This window comes from Bacteroides sp. M10, from assembly GCF_014334015.1.
GTDB classification, from domain to species: domain Bacteria; phylum Bacteroidota; class Bacteroidia; order Bacteroidales; family Bacteroidaceae; genus Bacteroides; species Bacteroides intestinigallinarum.
The window spans coordinates 3191590-3209945 of sequence record NZ_CP060488.1 but is presented as its reverse complement, the minus strand read 5'-3'; the positions used below and the strand labels follow the sequence as shown (position 1 = coordinate 3209945).

Annotated in this window: 10 protein-coding genes; 6 read left to right on the top strand and 4 right to left on the bottom strand. The window is 45.3% G+C overall.

Going from position 1 to position 18356, the window contains the following annotated elements; translation table 11 throughout:
- Positions 1–21: 21 nt before the first annotated feature.
- From H8796_RS11320 to H8796_RS11310, 3 genes are read right to left on the bottom strand one after another with little or no spacing between them, the layout of a single operon-like run.
- Positions 22–1404 (bottom strand): glycoside hydrolase family 28 protein, encoded by a 1383-nt coding sequence (locus H8796_RS11320; protein WP_187343977.1) that lies wholly within the window; start codon positions 1402–1404, stop codon positions 22–24.
- 59 nt (positions 1405–1463) lie between these two features.
- Positions 1464–3611, bottom strand: a complete 2148-nt coding sequence (locus H8796_RS11315; RefSeq protein ID WP_117934795.1) for a beta-galactosidase — start codon at positions 3609–3611, stop codon at positions 1464–1466.
- A 31-nt stretch (positions 3612–3642) separates the two neighbouring features.
- Positions 3643–6000 carry a family 43 glycosylhydrolase gene (locus H8796_RS11310; RefSeq protein ID WP_187343976.1) on the bottom strand — a complete coding sequence of 786 codons (2358 nt, stop codon included), beginning with the start codon at positions 5998–6000 and terminating at the stop codon, positions 3643–3645.
- A gap of 242 nt (positions 6001–6242) precedes the next feature.
- Here H8796_RS11310 and H8796_RS11305 point away from each other — a divergent pair, with 242 nt between their 5' ends.
- From H8796_RS11305 to H8796_RS11280, 6 genes are all read left to right on the top strand, one after another.
- Positions 6243–9119 carry a sugar-binding domain-containing protein gene (locus H8796_RS11305; protein WP_032847388.1) on the top strand — a complete coding sequence of 959 codons (2877 nt, stop codon included), beginning with the start codon at positions 6243–6245 and terminating at the stop codon, positions 9117–9119.
- A gap of 129 nt (positions 9120–9248) precedes the next feature.
- Entirely contained in the window at positions 9249–10487 is a 1239-nt protein-coding gene (locus H8796_RS11300) for a rhamnogalacturonan acetylesterase (protein ID WP_004305254.1), read from the top strand.
- Between the two features lie 48 nt (positions 10488–10535).
- On the top strand, positions 10536–12071 hold the full coding sequence (locus H8796_RS11295) for a glycoside hydrolase family 28 protein (protein ID WP_004309134.1): 1536 nt from the start codon (positions 10536–10538) through the stop codon (positions 12069–12071).
- Positions 12022–12624: a DUF4450 domain-containing protein gene (locus H8796_RS11290; RefSeq protein ID WP_004309133.1), complete on the top strand. Its 603-nt coding sequence runs from the start codon at positions 12022–12024 to the stop codon at positions 12622–12624. The genes H8796_RS11295 and H8796_RS11290 overlap by 50 nt, the downstream gene beginning before the upstream one ends.
- Positions 12621–14024, top strand: a complete 1404-nt coding sequence (locus tag H8796_RS11285) for a glycoside hydrolase family 28 protein (RefSeq protein WP_117934793.1) — start codon at positions 12621–12623, stop codon at positions 14022–14024. The genes H8796_RS11290 and H8796_RS11285 overlap by 4 nt, the downstream gene beginning before the upstream one ends.
- Complete coding sequence (locus H8796_RS11280; protein WP_187343975.1) at positions 14021–16786, top strand: glycosyl hydrolase; 2766 nt, start codon at positions 14021–14023, stop codon at positions 16784–16786. The genes H8796_RS11285 and H8796_RS11280 overlap by 4 nt, the downstream gene beginning before the upstream one ends.
- Before the next feature lie 346 nt (positions 16787–17132).
- Here H8796_RS11280 and H8796_RS11275 read toward each other — a convergent pair whose 3' ends face one another.
- Positions 17133–18305 (bottom strand): MalY/PatB family protein, encoded by a 1173-nt coding sequence (locus tag H8796_RS11275; RefSeq protein WP_117934791.1) that lies wholly within the window; start codon positions 18303–18305, stop codon positions 17133–17135.
- Positions 18306–18356: the final 51 nt, after the last annotated feature.

Genomic DNA, 18356 nt, shown 5'->3' with positions numbered 1-18356 from the left:
TCTGCTACTTTCAGGAAAGGGTTATTTCCCTTTCCTATCATAAGTCACATTCTTTTCCACTACATTCTCTACATTATTCACTTTCTTCACGAACTCTTTCACCTCACCCACTTTCACATTCTCAATCGTTACATTCTTAACCGGTAATTTGGCATTCCCCTTCAATTCATAGATGGCATCTGCCGACTCACAAGTCACCTTATCCATATAAATGCCATCAATACGGGTAATCCGTTCCTCATAAGTAGGTACCAGGTTCTTCCATTGATACAATACTTCCGTATCTATTTCAAGCACCCGTTGAGCCGTACCTGCCTGTACATTTTTCATGTAAACGTTTTCTATAAATCCACCCCGGCGATGATTGGTCTTCACGAAGAAAAGACGCATTACCGAATTAGGAGCCGTGCAATCGTGCATATAGATATTCCGTATGCCTCCGGATATTTCACTTCCGATGCCAAGCAAAGTATGCCCTTTAAGAATTTGACAACGACGGATTACAATATTTTCACAAGGAGTATTCAATCTCCAGGCATCCTGATTGCGTCCGGCCTTGATAACTACCGCATCATCCCCCTGATCGAAAGAACAATCCTCCACCAGAAAGTTACGACTCATTTCAAAGTCGATACCATCGTTATTATGTCCATGAGCTTTCACATCCAGATTACGTACCACTCCCCCATCACACATATAAAGGTGAATGGTCCAGAACGGACTTTCACGTATCTTAAATCCATCCAACAGCACATTCTTGCAACGATTGAAATGAATCAGATGCGGACGAAGATGATTCTCCCCTATTGCCATCTGACGTTCGATTACAGGGACATTAGTCGAAGCTTTTGTATACAACTCCTTCAACGCTTCCAAATGAGGCTGGGGACGTTTGAACCAAACTCTCCAGGCATCCATTTTCGGCTGGAGAGTTCCTTTACCCGTAATCGCCACATTCTCACATTCAAAAGCATAAAGTAAAGGAGAATAGTTGTAACATTCCAAGCCTTCCCAGGAAGTCATCACTGCCGGAAGATAATCAGAAGGATTATCCGTGAAATTCAAAACCGCATTCTCTTCCAAACAGAGGTTTACATTACTCTTGAAATGAATAGGCCCGGTCAGCCATGTACCAGCCGGAACAACCACACGTCCACCTCCCGCTTGATTACATGCCTCAATAGCGGCAGCAATAGCTTTTGTATTATCCGCCTCACCTCCCGGTTGTGCACCGTAATCCGTTATCGGAAAGTCTTTATCGGGATAAATAAAGATTTTAATAGGCTGCATGGGAAAAGGCGCTTTCACCTTTACCGTCTTATAATTATCACTGGCAAAAGCCAAAGAAACTGTCAACAGACCAAAGCAGATACCTGCCATATATTTCAATAAGTTCGTCTTCATCGTATGATTCTATTTTTAATTCATTCAAGTCCTGCAAAGATAAAAATATCCTTTTATTGTTACATTGAAAAGACCAATACCCCTGCCGTAGGAATTTCCGCAGTTCCTATCAGTACCTTGCCCCCTTTCGGCAAGTTGAATGTATAAGGACAATCCGAATAATTCAAAACAATTCCCAATCCATTACGGTATTCCATTGTCACACCATAAGGCAGATCCATCACCGGGATATTCAGTTGTGCATATAGTTTCTTCAATATATCTTTTTCCAATGCTCCATCATGACTGTCCACTCCAATATAAGTGATTGTTCCCTTTCCTAATTTACGGAAAGTGACAGCCGGACTTCCTTCATAGAATTCGTTTTTATAAGTAGCCCAGACCTGTGCATCAGTGGGAGGATTCAGTATTTCTCCCCATGTATTCCACGCATACTCCTTTCCATTCATCACTACAGTACCGGGATCTTCAGGAAGAAGCAAATCGTAAAAGTTCATTTCGTTTCCTGTCAAAGGAGCGATCATGGAACCGAAAGGAGCTTCAGGAAGACGGCCATAACGGTCCTTCTGTGCCGTACGGCAGGTTAAGATTAGATTTCCGCCATTCTTCACGTATGCAATCCATTTATCCACCAGTTCTTTATCAGCCAATTGATAAGCCGGTATTACGACCACCGGATAATCGAATAAAATCTTTGTCTCTGATATAAAATCGACAGGAGCTCCGAATGATTTTAGGGTACGATAGTACTTTTCGATGTGTGCAAAAGTGTCCCATGTACGATTCTGCTTCTGCCGCTCGATACTCCAGGAATTTTCATGATTGAAAAGAATTGCAGTACGACGGGCAAGGTAATCGGCAGGTTTGGTTTCACGGGAAGAGCTATGTTTACGAAGTTCACGAATCTCCTTTATAAATGTCTCATATTCTCTTCCGCCGGGAGTAACAGTCACTCCGTCCGTGCCGACAATTCCGTAATGATATTGTTCCGTGCCGTAAAGAGGCTGGCGATAACGATAGGTGCAGATAAAATCACTTCCACCGGCAAACACACTCCACATCCACAGACGAACTGCGCCCGGAAGAGGTTGGGGATTGATACTGCCCCAGTTCACCTGTCCCGGCTGTAATTCCATCACACCATAAGTTCCCTGTATCGGACGGAAAAAGTCATTTGCCCAGGCTATCCGCAACGGATTACCTACCCGGTAGCCTCGACGACCAATCCCCTCATTATCACCATATACCATATAACGGGTATAACTTTGAAAATCAAGCGAGGGACTACCACCGATGTGACCTTCATCATAATTCGGTATATAATTCGTAGTCACCCATTGGTTCTTTGCATATTTCTTTATCAACAGACATTGTTCGTTCAGGAAATCATTGGTTTGTGATGCAGCAAAACGGCGGTAATCCAAAATTTGATGATGATTCATAAACATCTGTACGCGCTTGGGAAGCGTTATTTCATCAAAAGACGAATAAGCCTCACTCCAGAAAGCAGTGCCCCATGCATTATTTAAAAATTGAATGTCATTATTGTATTTGGCACGGAGAAAATCACGGAAAGCAAACTCCGCTTTCGGATTATAATCAAACTGTACAGCAGGTTCGTTGTCGAGTTGCCATCCGATAATACGGGAGTCATTGCCATAATGTTGCGCCAGTTTTTCAATCATCTTGTATGATAATTCCCTGTAAAGAGGCGAAGCAAATGAAGCATGCTGGCGGGCACCGTGGTCAAGTATCGTTCCATCCTCATTCTTCAATAGAATTTCGGGATATTTCCGGCTCATCCATACAGGAGGAGTGGCAGTAGAAGTACACATGATAACTTTCAAATCATACTTGGCTGCCAAAGCTACAGCCCTGTCCAGCCATGCAAAATCATAGCGCCCCTCTTCCGGTTCCAGTTGCGCCCAGGCAAACTCGGCAAAATGGGTAAATTCAAATCCCAGTTCATGCATTTTCTTGAAGTCACGTTCCCACTGGCTCTCATCCCAGTGTTCGGGATAATAATAGACACCCGTCAAAGTCAGGTCTTTATCATCAAACCAGGGAGAAGTTTCAATTACAGTCTTTTGAGCTTGCTTCTGTCGAGTTCCGGTTGCCAGTCTCTCTGCTGCCTGTATTCCGGTAGAAACGGTTAATAGACCGGCACAGAAAGTAGCCAGAATTTTACTTTTTACCATATACTTTATAAATTCGATTGATTATTAGCGTTATAAAACGTTATTCATATATTTTCCATTCCCACAAACCGGCATCTCCCCTGCGAATATGAAGACGGAGATAACGTGTCTCTCCTATCTCCCTAGCAATGTGTGGAGAGCATACTTGTACTTTCCCTTGTTCGGCACACATCTGCCAATGTTTTCCGTCGATAGACTTCTCCAGTCGCCAGGTATGTCCTTCAGTAGGACGGGTAAAATAGAGCTGGCACTCCCCGACCTTACGGATTTCCTTTAAATCGACTGTAATAAACGGACTGCTATCCGTATCAGCCGCCATCCAACGGGTTCCATTCGATTCGTCAGCTACATGGGTAGCCTGATAAGTATGCGTGCGGGTATAGCTCTTCACCGAACCTTTTTCCGGCAACGGTTGATTGGGTTGCGTTTCGATATTGACCACGGAAGTACGGGGAGATTTCTCACTGGAAGCATAAAAATGCGACTGTAATGCCAGATTCGGCCGGGTCTCTTGGGAAGCAGCCAGATAACCTACACCACGCATATCGGGGATTAATGTCTTTATCGTTCCATCGTCATTAAATTCCATCCGGTTAGCATACACTTGACGGGTAGTTCCGCCATCTCCGTATTCCAGATAGAGAAAAATATATTCATCCGTTCCCTCGTCATAAAACACGTTGCCATGTCCCGGTCCCCACACTTGATTTTCAGGAGAAGAGAATAAAAAAATGTCGTTCCCCTCCGGCTTTACAAAACCCGTCAAAGGAGACTCGCGGCTCATCATATAAGCATTGACATAATTCTGATGACCACTCAACGTATAAATATAGTAATAGATACCTTTACGCTTAAACATCACCGGACCTTCGGAATATCCCTGGCGGGCTGTTGCCAGAGCTACCGGCTCACCATCCAGATGAAGCCTGTCCGCAGAAAGCCGTCCCGCATTCCGGCGACGCCAGAAGATATATCCTGAACCATCGTCATTAATAAAAGGTTCTCCGTCAATATCATCAACGACAGCCGGGCTATCTGTTCCTTCTTCTCCGGGAGGCAAAAGCCCCTGTCCCGCAGTAAAATGGAAAGGACCATCCGGGCGATCAGCTACAAGTACATAAGTTCCCATCTTGTCATCCGGTTTCACAAACGTAACGTATAAATAAAACTTGCCGTCCTGCTCAATCACTTTTCCAGGCGCCCAATACCGGAAATAGCCCTTTTTCTTTTCACCTTTATCATTCGTGTAGTCATATCCTTTCGACCAGTCGAACCCGCTGATATGGGAACCTTCGAAACTCCAGTTCACAAAATCTTTCGATTTCCATACGACAGGAGTTCCGGCACGTCCAAGTCCGTAATCCAGATCGGTAGTGCCATAAAGATAATAGGTATCACCAAATTTGGAGACAGACGGATCCGCCAGATTATCGGGAATAAGCGGATTATAGTTCCGGTCGGCAATCAGTGACTCCACAATGGAGGCATCCACTGCAAACGCCGTTCCATGACGAATCCCCCTCGGAAAAAAGACCTGATCGGACACATCTTCCCATGTTTCACCATAGTCCAAAGAACGAACAGCTCCATAACGATGGTCACGGTATTTATCAAAATAGACATAAAGCGTATCACCTACAAAAAGAGGAGCTGGACCTTCCGCCCAATATTTTCCTGTAATAGGTGCCGATACTTTGGTCGGGAATCCTTTTTCTATCTTCTTTGTACGCGTCACACGCAAATTCTTTTCCGGCGGATTGGAATTTTCATTCTTGACTACCATTATCAGGTCTTCCCGCTTCGGGTCTTTCACAATAGCGGCATCAATCACACTGAAATCTGGATTGAAGAACATCTTCGTCTTTGAGAAAGTACGAAAATCCTTCGTTGTTACATAATAAATACGATGATTCAGTCCCTTCTCACTTTCACTGGTAGCCACTTCTTTGTGACGGCCGGGAATCGTAGTTGCCCAAAAGATATAATAGGTTTGTGAAGGTTCATCATAAAACAGTTCGGGAGCCCAACAGTTATGTGCATCCGGCTCGTGCATCATCACAGGGATTGCTTGTTGCTCACTCCAATGAACCAAATCGCGTGAAGAGGCATATCCGATAATCCGGTCCGTCCAACTGGAAGTCCAGACCATGTGAAAAGTTCCGTCCGGCGACTGGCAAATGCTGGGGTCACGCATTAATTTATCTTTACCAACCGCAGGGGTAAGATAAGAACGTCCGCCATGTAAAGGCAGCCAGTTCAATCCATCATAACTATATGCTAAATGCAGTCCGTCTTTACTGTCATTGATAAAATAAGAAAAGAGGTAAGCTGTCTCACCGGCAAAGACTGTCATCACCGACCAAAGACTTAGAGCTATCCAGATTACTACTTTTTTCATGGTTCCTTATTAAGATTAAAAAGTTTACCTTGCAAAGATAAGGCATCTCCGCCCCTCCTCAAAGATAAAGAGCATGGACAATATTTCAAATCCATGTAGTTTTGTACACGAACGCTTTTAGATGTCCATTTTGATACAATATTCTATGTATCTGTACATCTTTCTATTTACTAAACCCTTAAAAAGCTCTACTTTAGCGGCAGATTTTAAAAAGAATGAAAAACATATCAACTCTATATATCATGAAACGACTTTTAGTAAGTATTGCTATCGTATTTATCTCCATACTGACCGTAGCGGGACAAAATCACTCTTTCAGCTTATCCGGCAAATGGAATTTCCGGATAGACCGGGAAGATACCGGCGTCAAGGAACAATGGTTCAAAAAATCCCTCGACGATTCTATCAACCTGCCCGGCTCCATGCCCGAAAAACTGAAAGGAGATGAAGTGACCGTCCGTACCCAATGGACCGGAAGCCTCTACGACAGTTCTTACTACTTCAACCCATATATGGAAAAATACAAGATAGAGGGACAAGTAAAGCTACCCTTCTTTCTGACTCCCGACAAACATTATGTAGGTGTGGCCTGGTATCAAAAGAAAGTGACAATTCCGGCTGACTGGAAAGGAGAAAGAATCACTCTTTTTCTGGAACGTCCGCACATCGAAACTACTGTATGGGTAAATCAGCAGGAGCTTGGTATGCAAAACAGTCTTTGTGTTCCCCATGTCTATGACCTGACTGCTGCAACCACCCCCGGAAAAACGTACCTGATTACCATCCGTATCGATAATAGAATCAAAGAAATCAACGTAGGTCCAGATTCTCACAGCATCACCGACCAGACACAAGGTAACTGGAACGGTATCGTCGGACGAATCGAATTACAAGCTACTCCTAAAGTCCATTTAGAAGATATTCAGGTATATCCCGATTTGAGCAATCAGAAAGCGCTGGTTCGCATGAATATACGGTCTGCTTCTTCCACCAAGGGAGAGATCACCCTTTCCGCTGCGAGCTTTAACACGGACATTCAGCACAAAGTGGCTCCCGTACATCAAAGTTTCAACATCCGTCCGGGAGATAATCCGGTGGAAATGGAACTTCCGATGGGAAAAGAGTTTCTGACGTGGGATGAATTCAGTCCGGCACTTTATAAACTGACGGCAAAATTAACCAACGGCAAGCAAACTGACACACAACAAGTACAGTTCGGTATGCGTGATTTCAAGATAGAAGGGAAATGGTTCTATGTAAATGGTCGCAAAACGATGCTTCGCGGTACGGTGGAAAACTGTGACTTCCCATTGACAGGCTATGCGCCGATGGATGTAGCTTCTTGGGAACGGGTGTTCCGCATTTGTCGTAACTATGGCCTGAATCACATGCGCTTCCACTCTTTCTGTCCGCCGGAAGCAGCTTTCATCGCTGCCGATCTGGTCGGTTTCTATCTGCAACCGGAAGGACCGAGCTGGCCGAACCACGGTCCGAGACTGGGTAACGGACAACCGATTGACAAATACCTGATGGACGAAACCATTGCACTGACCAAGGAATATGGGAATTACGCTTCTTACTGCATGCTGGCTTGCGGCAATGAACCTTCCGGTCGTTGGGTGGCATGGGTCAGCAAGTTCGTGGATTATTGGAAAGCAACCGATCCGCGTCGTGTATACACAGGAGCCTCCGTTGGAAACAGCTGGCAATGGCAACCTCACAATGAGTATCATGTGAAAGCCGGCGCACGCGGACTTAGTTGGGCAGGTGCGCAACCGGAAAGTGAATCGGATTATCGTGCAAGAATCGACACGGTGAAACAACCGTATGTATCACACGAAACAGGTCAATGGTGCGTATTCCCGAATTTCAATGAGATCCGTAAATATACCGGAGTCAACAAAGCGAAGAACTTTGAAATCTTCCGGGATATTCTGAACGATAACCACATGGGAAGCCAGAGTCACGACTTTATGATGGCTTCGGGCAAATTGCAGGCACTCTGCTACAAACATGAGATTGAAAAGACCTTGCGTACTCCGGACTATGCGGGATTCCAGTTGCTGGCTCTCAATGATTATTCCGGCCAGGGAACTGCATTAGTCGGTGTACTGGACGTGTTCTTTGAAGAAAAAGGATATATCAACGCAGAACAGTTCAGACGCTTTTGCAGTCCGACCGTACTTTTGGCACGTATTCCTAAATTTGTATATGCCAACAATGAAACATTCCATGCCGACATTGAAGTATCTCATTTCGGAGCTGCTCCCTTAGAAAGTGCAAAAACAGTATATACCATTAAGGATAAATTCGGAAAAGTATATGCTCATGGAACTGTCGGCACCCATCACATTCCCATCGGAAATCTTTATTCTCTGGGTAGTGTAGATATGACTCTGGAAGGAATCGATACACCGCAGAAACTAAATCTGGAAGTACGTATCGAAGGCTGTGATGCCGTAAACGACTGGGATTTCTGGGTATATCCGGCACAAGTGGAACTGGTACAAGGAACAGTATATACCACCGACACCTTGGACGCCAAGGCATTGGCTGTGTTACAAGACGGAGGAAATGTGCTGATTACGGCTGCCGGAAAGATACAATACGGCAAAGAAGTCAAACAATACTTCACTCCCGTATTCTGGAATACTTCCTGGTTCAAGATGCGTCCGCCGCACACAACCGGTATTTTCCTGAATGAATATCACCCTCTTTTCCGCGAATTCCCTACCGAATATCATAGTAACCTTCAATGGTGGGAACTGCTGAACAAAGCGCAGGTGATGCAATTCACCGACTTCCCGGCAACATTCCAACCAACGGTTCAAAGTATTGATACTTGGTTTATCAGCCGGAAAATCGGCATGTTGTTCGAAGCAAAGGTCTTGAACGGTAAATTGATGATGACCAGTATGGACATTACTTCCCAACCGGAAAAACGAATCGTTGCCCGCCAGATGCACAAAGCAATCCTGAATTATATGAATTCGGATGCTTTCCGTCCGGCAGACAAGATAGCTCCGGAGCTAATACAAGCATTATTCACCAAAGTGGCGGGAGATGTGAAATCTTATACCAAAGATTCTCCTGACGAGCTCAAACCGAAAATTAACTAAATGGGAATTATCAGGCACGAATTACACGGATTACGCTGTTGCTTTATAAAAGCGTAATTCTAAAAACCGTGAAATCCGTGTAATCCGTGCCTAAATTCCATAAACAATATACATTAAATATCATTTTACATGAAAACTACGATCATAGGCTTGCTACTCTTAGCTACGGCAAGTGTCAATGCACAGGAGAAAGCCCAAACATACCAGTTGGCAGATGCTCCCCGCTACAGTGAGGAGACGGGATATGGATATGATCTCGTCGCTACTCCCGAAAAAGGCAGCAAGGCACCCTTCTTCTTTTCTGTCCGCGTGCCGGACGGTAACTATCAAGTAACCGTTCGCCTGGGAAGCAAGAAACAGGCAGGGGTGACAACAGTAAGAGGCGAATCACGCCGACTGTTCATTGATAACCTCGCTACTAAAAAGGGACAATTCGTAGATGAAACATTTATCATCAACAAACGCAACCCCCGCATTTCCGAAAAAGAATCCGTACGTATCAAACCCCGCGAAAAAGCCAAACTGAACTGGGACGATAAACTGACGCTGGAATTTAACGGCGATGCACCCGTATGCCAGAGTATCAGCATCGAGCCTGCCGATCCGTCGGTGATTACCGTTTTTCTATGCGGTAACAGTACCGTAGTCGACCAGGACAACGAGCCATGGGCAAGCTGGGGACAAATGATACCTCATTTTTTCGGTACGGACGTTTGTATCGCCAATTATGCGGAATCGGGCGAATCAGCCAATACGTTTATTGCCGCAGGACGTTTGAAAAAAGCATTGAGCCAGATAAAGAAAGGAGATTATCTTTTCATGGAATTCGGGCATAACGACCAAAAGCAAAAAGGACCGGGCAAAGGAGCTTATTACTCTTTTATGACCAGCCTGAAAACATTTATTGATGAAGCTCGTGCACGGGGAGCATACCCCGTACTGGTCACTCCCACCCAACGCCGGAGTTTCGACGCAACCGGACATATCCGTGACACACACGAAGATTATCCGGAAGCCATGCGCTGGCTGGCAGCTAAAGAAAATGTTCCGTTGATCGACCTCAACGAGATGACCCGTACGCTTTATGAAGCTTTGGGAACAGAAACGTCGAAACGTGCTTTCGTACACTATCCGGCAGGCACTTATCCGGGACAGACCAAAGCTTTTGAGGATAACACCCACTTCAATCCATACGGAGCCTATCAAATAGCCCAATGTGTGATTGAAGGAATGAAGAAAGCCGTACCGGAACTGGCTAAACACCTGAAAATAGACCCGTCCTATAATCCGGCACAGCCGGACGATGTAAATGGTTTCCACTGGAACGAATCACCATTCACGGAAATTGAAAAACCGGACGGAAATTAAGAGATAAGTAGTAGGTATTAAGTATTAAGAATCAGGCATTAGATAAATATGAAAACCAAAAGCATCTTTCCCCTGTTCCTATTGGCAGGCACACTTTTGACAGCAGCTTGCGCCACCCCAACGGCTAAACAGGCAGGAAACAACAGCTTCGAATGGGGGCAAGTACCGCAACAACCGGATTTGTCATGGGCCGATAGTGTAGGCAGCCGGCAAATGCCCGGAAACCATGTAATTTTATCCGCTAATTCTTTTGGCGCAGTAGCAGACAGCACGGTGCTTAGCACGGAAGCTATCCAGAAAGCAATTGACAGTTGTGCCGTCATCGGTGGAGGAACGGTAGTTTTTCAGCCGGGATATTATCAGACTGGCGCACTGTTCATAAAAAGCGGTGTCAACCTGCAACTGGACAAAGGGGTGACTTTACTGGCCAGCCCTTACATTCATCATTATCCCGAATTCCGCTCACGGATTGCAGGAATCGAGATGACATGGCCCGCGGCAGTTATCAACATTGTCAATGAAAAGAACGCTTCCGTCAGCGGAGAAGGAACGCTGGACTGCCGGGGAAAAGTATTTTGGGATAAATATTGGGAAATGCGGAAAGAATACGAAGCAAAAGGATTGCGCTGGATTGTGGATTATGACTGCAAACGGGTACGGGGCATCCTCATAGAACGTAGCTCGGACATTACATTGAAAGGATTTACCCTGATGCGTACCGGTTTTTGGGGATGTCAGATTCTTTACTCCGATTATTGCACGATAGACGGATTGACCATCAACAACAATATAGGTGGACACGGTCCGAGCACGGACGGTATCGACATTGATTCTTCCTGCAATATCTTGGTCGAAAACTGCGATGTAGACTGTAACGATGATAATATCTGTATCAAATCGGGACGGGATGCAGACGGACTGCGGGTGAACCTTCCTACGGAAAATGTGGTCATACGCAATTGCATCGCCCGCAAAGGTGCCGGACTTATCACCTGCGGAAGCGAAACTTCCGGTAGCATACGGAATGTATTGGGATATAATCTGGAAGCAATCGGCACCTCCGCCGTGCTGCGGTTGAAAAGCGCCATGAACCGTGGAGGGACAATCGAAAACATTTATATGACCGAAGTAAAAGCGGAAAACGTCCGTCACGTGCTGGCGGCAGACTTGAACTGGAACCCCAGTTACAGTTACAGCACTTTACCCAAAGAGTATGAAGGGAAAGAAATCCCGGAACACTGGAGAATCATGCTGACTCCGGTAACGCCTCCCGAAAAAGGTTATCCGCGTTTCCGCAATGTCTACGTATCAAAGGTAAAAGCGGAAAATGTGGACGAATTTATCTCCGCTTCGGGATGGAATGACTCGTTACGTCTGGAAAATTTCTATCTTTATGCCATCGAAGCGCAGACCGACAAACCGGGCAAAATCTGCTATACGAAGAATTTCAACTTGTCTGAAATTACATTAAAGACAGAAGAAAAGAATGTCATTGAACTAAAAGAGAACGAACAAAGTAATATCAACTTCAACTATGTTAAGACATCTCCTGACCATCGTACTGCTGGGAATCTTGCTCATTGATGCGCAAGCACAAGCACTGACGCCACCTGCCGGCACTTTCCGGTTGGGCATATCAAAAGGAAATGAAAGCCACTGGCTAAAACCTAAAGAAAAGATACAGGGAGTATCCTTCCAATGGAAAGCACTGCCCGATAGTCGTGGATTTATTCTGGAAGTAGAAGTCGCCTCTGCTCCGGAAGCCGATGCCCTATTTTGGAGTTTCGGCGATTGCCAACCGGATTCGGACATCAATGTATTCAGCGTGGAGGGACAAGCCTTCACTTGCTACTACGGAGAAAGTATGCAATTACGGACGCTGCAGGCTGTCACTCCTACCGATGATATTCGCTTGAGTGACGGACATAAGGATGCAACTCCCCTGATGCTTTACGAATCAGGCAAACGAACCGACCGCCCTGTACTGGCCGGACGTTGCAGTCTCTCCCCGGCTTCTTCGCGAAACGAAGGAAGCAAGCCTTTCCGGCTTTACTTCTGTTTCTACGAACAGAATGAAAAAGCGGATTACAACTACTATATGTTACCGGATATTTTTGCCAAAATCGACAAAAAATGAAAAGGATCTATTTATTATTCAGTCTGTTAATAGGTTGCATCTATCTACATGCAGCCATTTATAATGTAATGGACTTCGGAGCCAAAGCGGATGGGAAAACGATTGATTCGCCTGCCATCAATCGTGCAATTGAAGCGGCCGCACAGGCCGGAGGAGGCACAGTATATCTACCTGCGGGAGAATATGCGTGTTATTCCATCCGGTTAAAAAGCAACATTCATATCTATTTGGAACAGGGCACCCGTATCATTGCCGCCTTTCCCGGAAAAGAGGAAGGATATGATACCGCCGAACCGAATGAACATAATAAGTATCAGGATTTCGGTCACAGCCATTGGAAAAACTCTTTAATTTGGGGAATCGGACTGGAGAATATTACGATCAGTGGTCCCGGCTTAATCTACGGCAAAGGCTTGACCCGTGAAGAGAGCCGTCTGCCGGGGGTAGGCAATAAGGCTATCAGCCTGAAAGATTGCAGAAATGTGATCCTGAAAGATTTATCCATGCTGCATTGCGGGCATTTTGCCCTGTTGGCTACCGGAGTGGATCATCTGACGATTCTGAATCTGAAAGTAGACACCAACCGGGATGGCTTCGATATTGATTGCTGCCGGAACGTACGTATCAGCCAATGCACGGTGAACTCCCCCTGGGATGATGCCATTGTATTGAAAGCCTCTTATGGATTAGGACGCTTCCAAGATACGGAAAATGTGACGATCAGTGATTGTTATGTCAGCGGCTTTGACAAAGGCAGTGTAATGGATGGCACTTGGCAGTTGGACGAACCGCAGGCTCCCGATCATGGTTTCCGTACAGGACGCATCAAACTCGGCACAGAAAGTAGTGGAGGCTTCCGCAATATTGCGATTACGAACTGTATCTTTGAACATTGCCGTGGATTGGCATTGGAAACGGTAGACGGAGGACATCTGGAAGATATTGTAATCAGTAATATTACAATGAGAAATATAGTCAACGCACCTATTTTCCTCCGGTTGGGCGCACGTATGCGCAGTCCTGAAGGCACTCCTGTGGGCACCATGAAACGTATTCTTATCAGCGATATCAATGTATGGAGTGCCGACAGCCGGTATGCTTCTATCATCAGCGGCGTACCGGGAGCCTGTATCGAGGATGTGACTTTGCGTAATATTCACCTCTATTATAAAGGTGGGTACAGCGAAGAAGATGGTAAACGAGTTCCGCCCGAACAGGAAAAAGTATATCCCGAACCGTGGATGTTCGGCACGATTCCAGCTAAAGGATTTTATATCCGTCATGCACGGAATATTACCTTCGACGGTGTTCGTTTCCACTTTGAACAGCCGGACGGACGGCCACTCTTTGTTACCGATGATACAGAAAACATAGAATATTATAATACGCCGAAAGAATGATGAATAAAAGACAATGGATAGTCCTTTGCCTGCTTGCCGCAGGTGGAGTAATGCAAGCACAGCAATGGCCGGATGCTCCGGTGGAAGCACGTCCCGGTGCCAGATGGTGGTGGCTGGGAAGTGCCGTAGACGAAAAGAACCTGACATACAATCTGGAAGAATATGCACGCACCGGAATGGGGGCGATAGAAATTACTCCCATCTACGGTGTGCAAGGCAATGATGCGAATGAAATTCAATTTCTCTCTCCCCGCTGGATGGAAGTTCTCAAACATACACAGGCGGAAGGAAAGCGTACCGGTATCGAGATTGACATGAATACCGGAACCGGATGGCCTTTCGGCGGACCGGAAGTCAGTATTGAAGATGCAGCCACTAAGGCTATCTTCCAGACATACAACCTAGAGGGAGGCAAAGAGATTGAACAAGATATCAACGTGACCGACCCTAAACAGCAGGCTTATTCCGTACTAAGCCGGGTGATGGCTTACGATGAGAAAGGTAAATGTATCAACCTGACCGCCCACGTAAAAAAAGACAAGCTACAATGGAAAGCACCTGCGGGCAAATGGAAAATCGTAGCTCTTTATATCGGTAAGACACGACAGAAAGTGAAACGTGCCGCTCCCGGAGGTGAGGGATATGTAATGAACCATCTCTCAAAGAAAGCTGTAAAGAACTATCTTTCCCGTTTTGACCGTGCTTTCAAAAGCAGCAAGACGAGCTATCCCCATACATTCTTCAACGACTCTTACGAAGTGTATCAGGCAGATTGGACAGACGATTTCCTGGAACAATTCGCCCGTCGCCGGGGATACAAACTGGAAGAACATTTCCCCGAATTTCTGGACGAAAGTCGTCCGGAAGTCAGCAGACGTATTGTATCCGATTACCGGGAAACGATTTCCGATTTGTTATTGGAAAACTTTACCTGCCAGTGGACGGACTGGGCACATAAGAACGGCAGTATCACCCGCAACCAGGCACATGGTTCGCCCGGCAATCTGATTGATATTTATGCTGCCGTGGATATTCCCGAATGTGAGGGTTTCGGACTGTCGCAATTCCATATCGAAGGACTGCGTCAGGACTCTTTAACTAAAAAGAATGATTCAGACCTGTCTATGCTGAAATATGCTTCTTCAGGTGCTCATATTGCAGGAAAGACGTACACTTCTTCCGAAACATTCACGTGGCTGACCGAGCATTTCCGCACTTCTTTATCGCAATGCAAACCGGATATGGATCTGATGTTTGTTTCCGGTGTCAATCACATGTTTTTCCACGGCACTCCGTATTCTCCGAAAGAAGCCGAATGGCCCGGATGGTTGTTCTACGCTTCTATCAATATGAGTCCGACAAACAGTATTTGGCGTGATGCTCCTTCGTTCTTCAACTATATCACCCGTTGCCAGAGTTTTCTGCAAATGGGACGGCCGGATAATGATTTCCTGATTTATCTTCCGGTATATGATATGTGGAATGAGCAGCCGGGACAATTGTTATTATTCACGATACACCACATGGATAAACTGGCTCCTAAGTTTATCGACGCTATCCATCGCATCAACAACAGCGGGTATGACGGGGATTATATTTCCGATAACTTTATTCGCAGTACACGTTTCAAAGACGGACAGTTGGTTACTTCGGGCGGAACGGGCTACAAAGCGTTGGTAGTGCCTGCTGCGCACCTAATGCCGAGTGATGTATTGGCACATCTTTATGAACTTGCCAAACAGGGAGCTACTATCGTATTCCTCGAAAATTATCCGACAGATGTACCGGGATACGGTCAGTTAGAACAAAAACGCCAAAGTTACCAGCGTACGCTCGGGCAACTTCCGGCTGTTTCTTTCTCGGAAACAACCGTAACTCCAATCGGAAAGGGGAAGATTATCACAGGAACGGATTATGCACGCACATTGGCCAGCTGCAATATTTCTCCCGAAGAAATGAAAACCAAATTCGGACTACAAGCGATCCGGAGAGTGAATGATACGGGACACCACTATTTCATCTCTTCCTTGCAAAACAAAGGAGTGGACGGTTGGATCACATTGGGAACGAATGCAGCCGCAGCCGCTCTCTTCAATCCCATGACCGGAGAATGTGGTGAAGCTAAAGTAAGACAGGCAGACGGAAAAACACAAGTCTATCTACAATTAAAATCCGGTGAATCGATCATTCTGCAAACATATCAGCAACCTTTGCAGGCATCCAAACCGTGGAAGTATGTCAAAGAGCAACCTTTCAGTCTTCGTCTGGATCATGGTTGGAAGCTACACTTCGCCGAAAGCAAACCGGAAATTCAAGGGACATTTGATATAGATCGCCCCTGTTCATGGACCCATATCGATCATCCGACAGCCCAAACGAACATGGGAACCGGTGTTTATTCCTTAGACATCGAATTGCCGGCTTTGCAGGCTGACGACTGGATTCTTGATTTGGGAGATGTACGCGAAAGTGCCCGTGTCCGCATCAACGGACAGGAAGCGGGATGCGCATGGGCAGTGCCTTATCAACTAAAGGTAGGCCAATTCTTAAAACCCGGAAAAAACCACATCGAGATAGAAGTCACGAATCTCCCTGCGAATCGAATTGCAGAACTAGACAGGCAGGGAGTGCAGTGGCGCAAATTCAAAGAAATCAATATTGTTGATTTGAACTATCGTCCGGCCAATTATGGACATTGGAGTCCATTGCCCTCCGGCTTGAATAGTGAGGTACGGCTGATTCCGGTAAATGTGATGCCATAGTTGAGGCATTGTCATATCATCATACCGCAACAAACTATTTTTTCAATCTTGTACTTAAGACTTTTCAGTGCAAAGATTAAGGGTTTTCAGTGCAGAGATTAGTAGTTTTTTATGCAGTCGGTAAGTCGTCCCGTTACAATGGGACAATAGGCACATTGCAAAGTGACCAATATCACCTTATAAGATGATATTGGTCACTTTGTAATATGATTACCTGTCTTTGGGAAGATGAGAAGCACTAAAGATACAAAATTAAATAGTAAAAAGCAAGAGTGAGACAGGAAATATAGCCTCATCCCCTGAACGGATTGATTCTATTTCCGAACCGGGGAATGGACTTAAAAGACTATTTTAAATCCATTACAGCCTGCTCCAACTGTTTCAATGCTTTTTCCAGCGTAGCACGCGGACAAGCAACGTTCAACCGCATAAATCCCTCGCCTTCCTTACCGAATGTTGTTCCATCATTCAGCGCCAGATGAGCATCTTCTACAAAAAGACGATTCAGTTCTTCCTGATTAAGTCCCAATGCGCGGCAATCCAGGAAGATCAAGTAAGAGGCTTGCGGACGGATCATCTTGATAGCAGGAATATGTTCTTTCAAATACGTTTCAGTGAAATCCACATTTCCTTTAATATATGCTACCACTTGGTCCAGCCATTCTGTTCCATGACTGTAAGCAGCTGCTACACTTAAATAAGCAAAGAGATGTCCTTCGCTAAACTCGCTTGCTTCCATATATGTCTGGAAACGGTGACGAAGTTCGTCGTTCTCAATAATTGCATAAGAACTAGCCAATCCCGGCATGTTGAATGCTTTGCTGGGAGACATAAAGACAAGAGAGTTCATCCGTGCCTTCTCTGAAATCAAAGCAAAGGTAGGATGTTTGTATGGAGGCAGCGTTAAGTCAGCATGAATCTCGTCAGAGATAACCAATGTGCCGCTTTCATAGCAGATGTCGGCTATTTGAGACAGTTCCTCTTTGGTCCATACACGTCCACCCGGGTTATGAGGGTTGCTTAGAATAAGCAATTTGCATCCTTGAATATCTTGACGGAAGCGGTCGAAATCAATATAATATTGTTCATCTTTCAGGACTAACGGGCTGAATACCACTTCACGTTCATTCTTTTGAGCGACTAAAAAGAAAGGATGATAAACAGGGGGCATTACCATTATCTTATCTCCTTTTTGCGTAAAACAGTGGATCACAAAAGCCAAGCCGCGAACAATTCCGGGAGTGAAAGTCAACATCTCTTCACGAATCGCCCAACCATGGCGCTCCTTCACCCAGTTAATAATAGACTCCGACCATTCTTTGCAAGCAAATGTATATCCGAGTACTTCATGTTCCAGGCGTTTTTTCAAAGCCTCTATGACAAAAGGAGCTGTGCGGAAATCCATATCAGCTACCCACATTGGAATCAGGTCATTGCGTCCCCAACGATTCTCTACTGCATCCCATTTTACGGAATCTGTACCATGACGGTTTATTATTTCATCAAAATTATAGTTCATACTGCATAATATTGTTAGGTTATGTGTATAATAAACAGTTAGCAAAGATAG

Excerpts from the sequence above, each read along its gene's own strand:
- H8796_RS11320 (WP_187343977.1), bottom strand. The coding sequence starts at position 1,404 with ATGAAGACGAACTTATTGAAATATATGGCAGGTATCTGCTTTGGTCTG.
- H8796_RS11310 (WP_187343976.1), bottom strand. The coding sequence starts at position 6,000 with ATGAAAAAAGTAGTAATCTGGATAGCTCTAAGTCTTTGGTCGGTGATG.
- H8796_RS11305 (WP_032847388.1), top strand. The coding sequence starts at position 6,243 with ATGAAACGACTTTTAGTAAGTATTGCTATCGTATTTATCTCCATACTG.
- H8796_RS11300 (WP_004305254.1), top strand. The coding sequence starts at position 9,249 with ATGAAAACTACGATCATAGGCTTGCTACTCTTAGCTACGGCAAGTGTC.
- H8796_RS11295 (WP_004309134.1), top strand. The coding sequence starts at position 10,536 with ATGAAAACCAAAAGCATCTTTCCCCTGTTCCTATTGGCAGGCACACTT.
- H8796_RS11290 (WP_004309133.1), top strand. The coding sequence starts at position 12,022 with ATGTTAAGACATCTCCTGACCATCGTACTGCTGGGAATCTTGCTCATT.
- H8796_RS11285 (WP_117934793.1), top strand. The coding sequence starts at position 12,621 with ATGAAAAGGATCTATTTATTATTCAGTCTGTTAATAGGTTGCATCTAT.
- H8796_RS11280 (WP_187343975.1), top strand. The coding sequence starts at position 14,021 with ATGATGAATAAAAGACAATGGATAGTCCTTTGCCTGCTTGCCGCAGGT.
- H8796_RS11275 (WP_117934791.1), bottom strand. The coding sequence starts at position 18,305 with ATGAACTATAATTTTGATGAAATAATAAACCGTCATGGTACAGATTCC.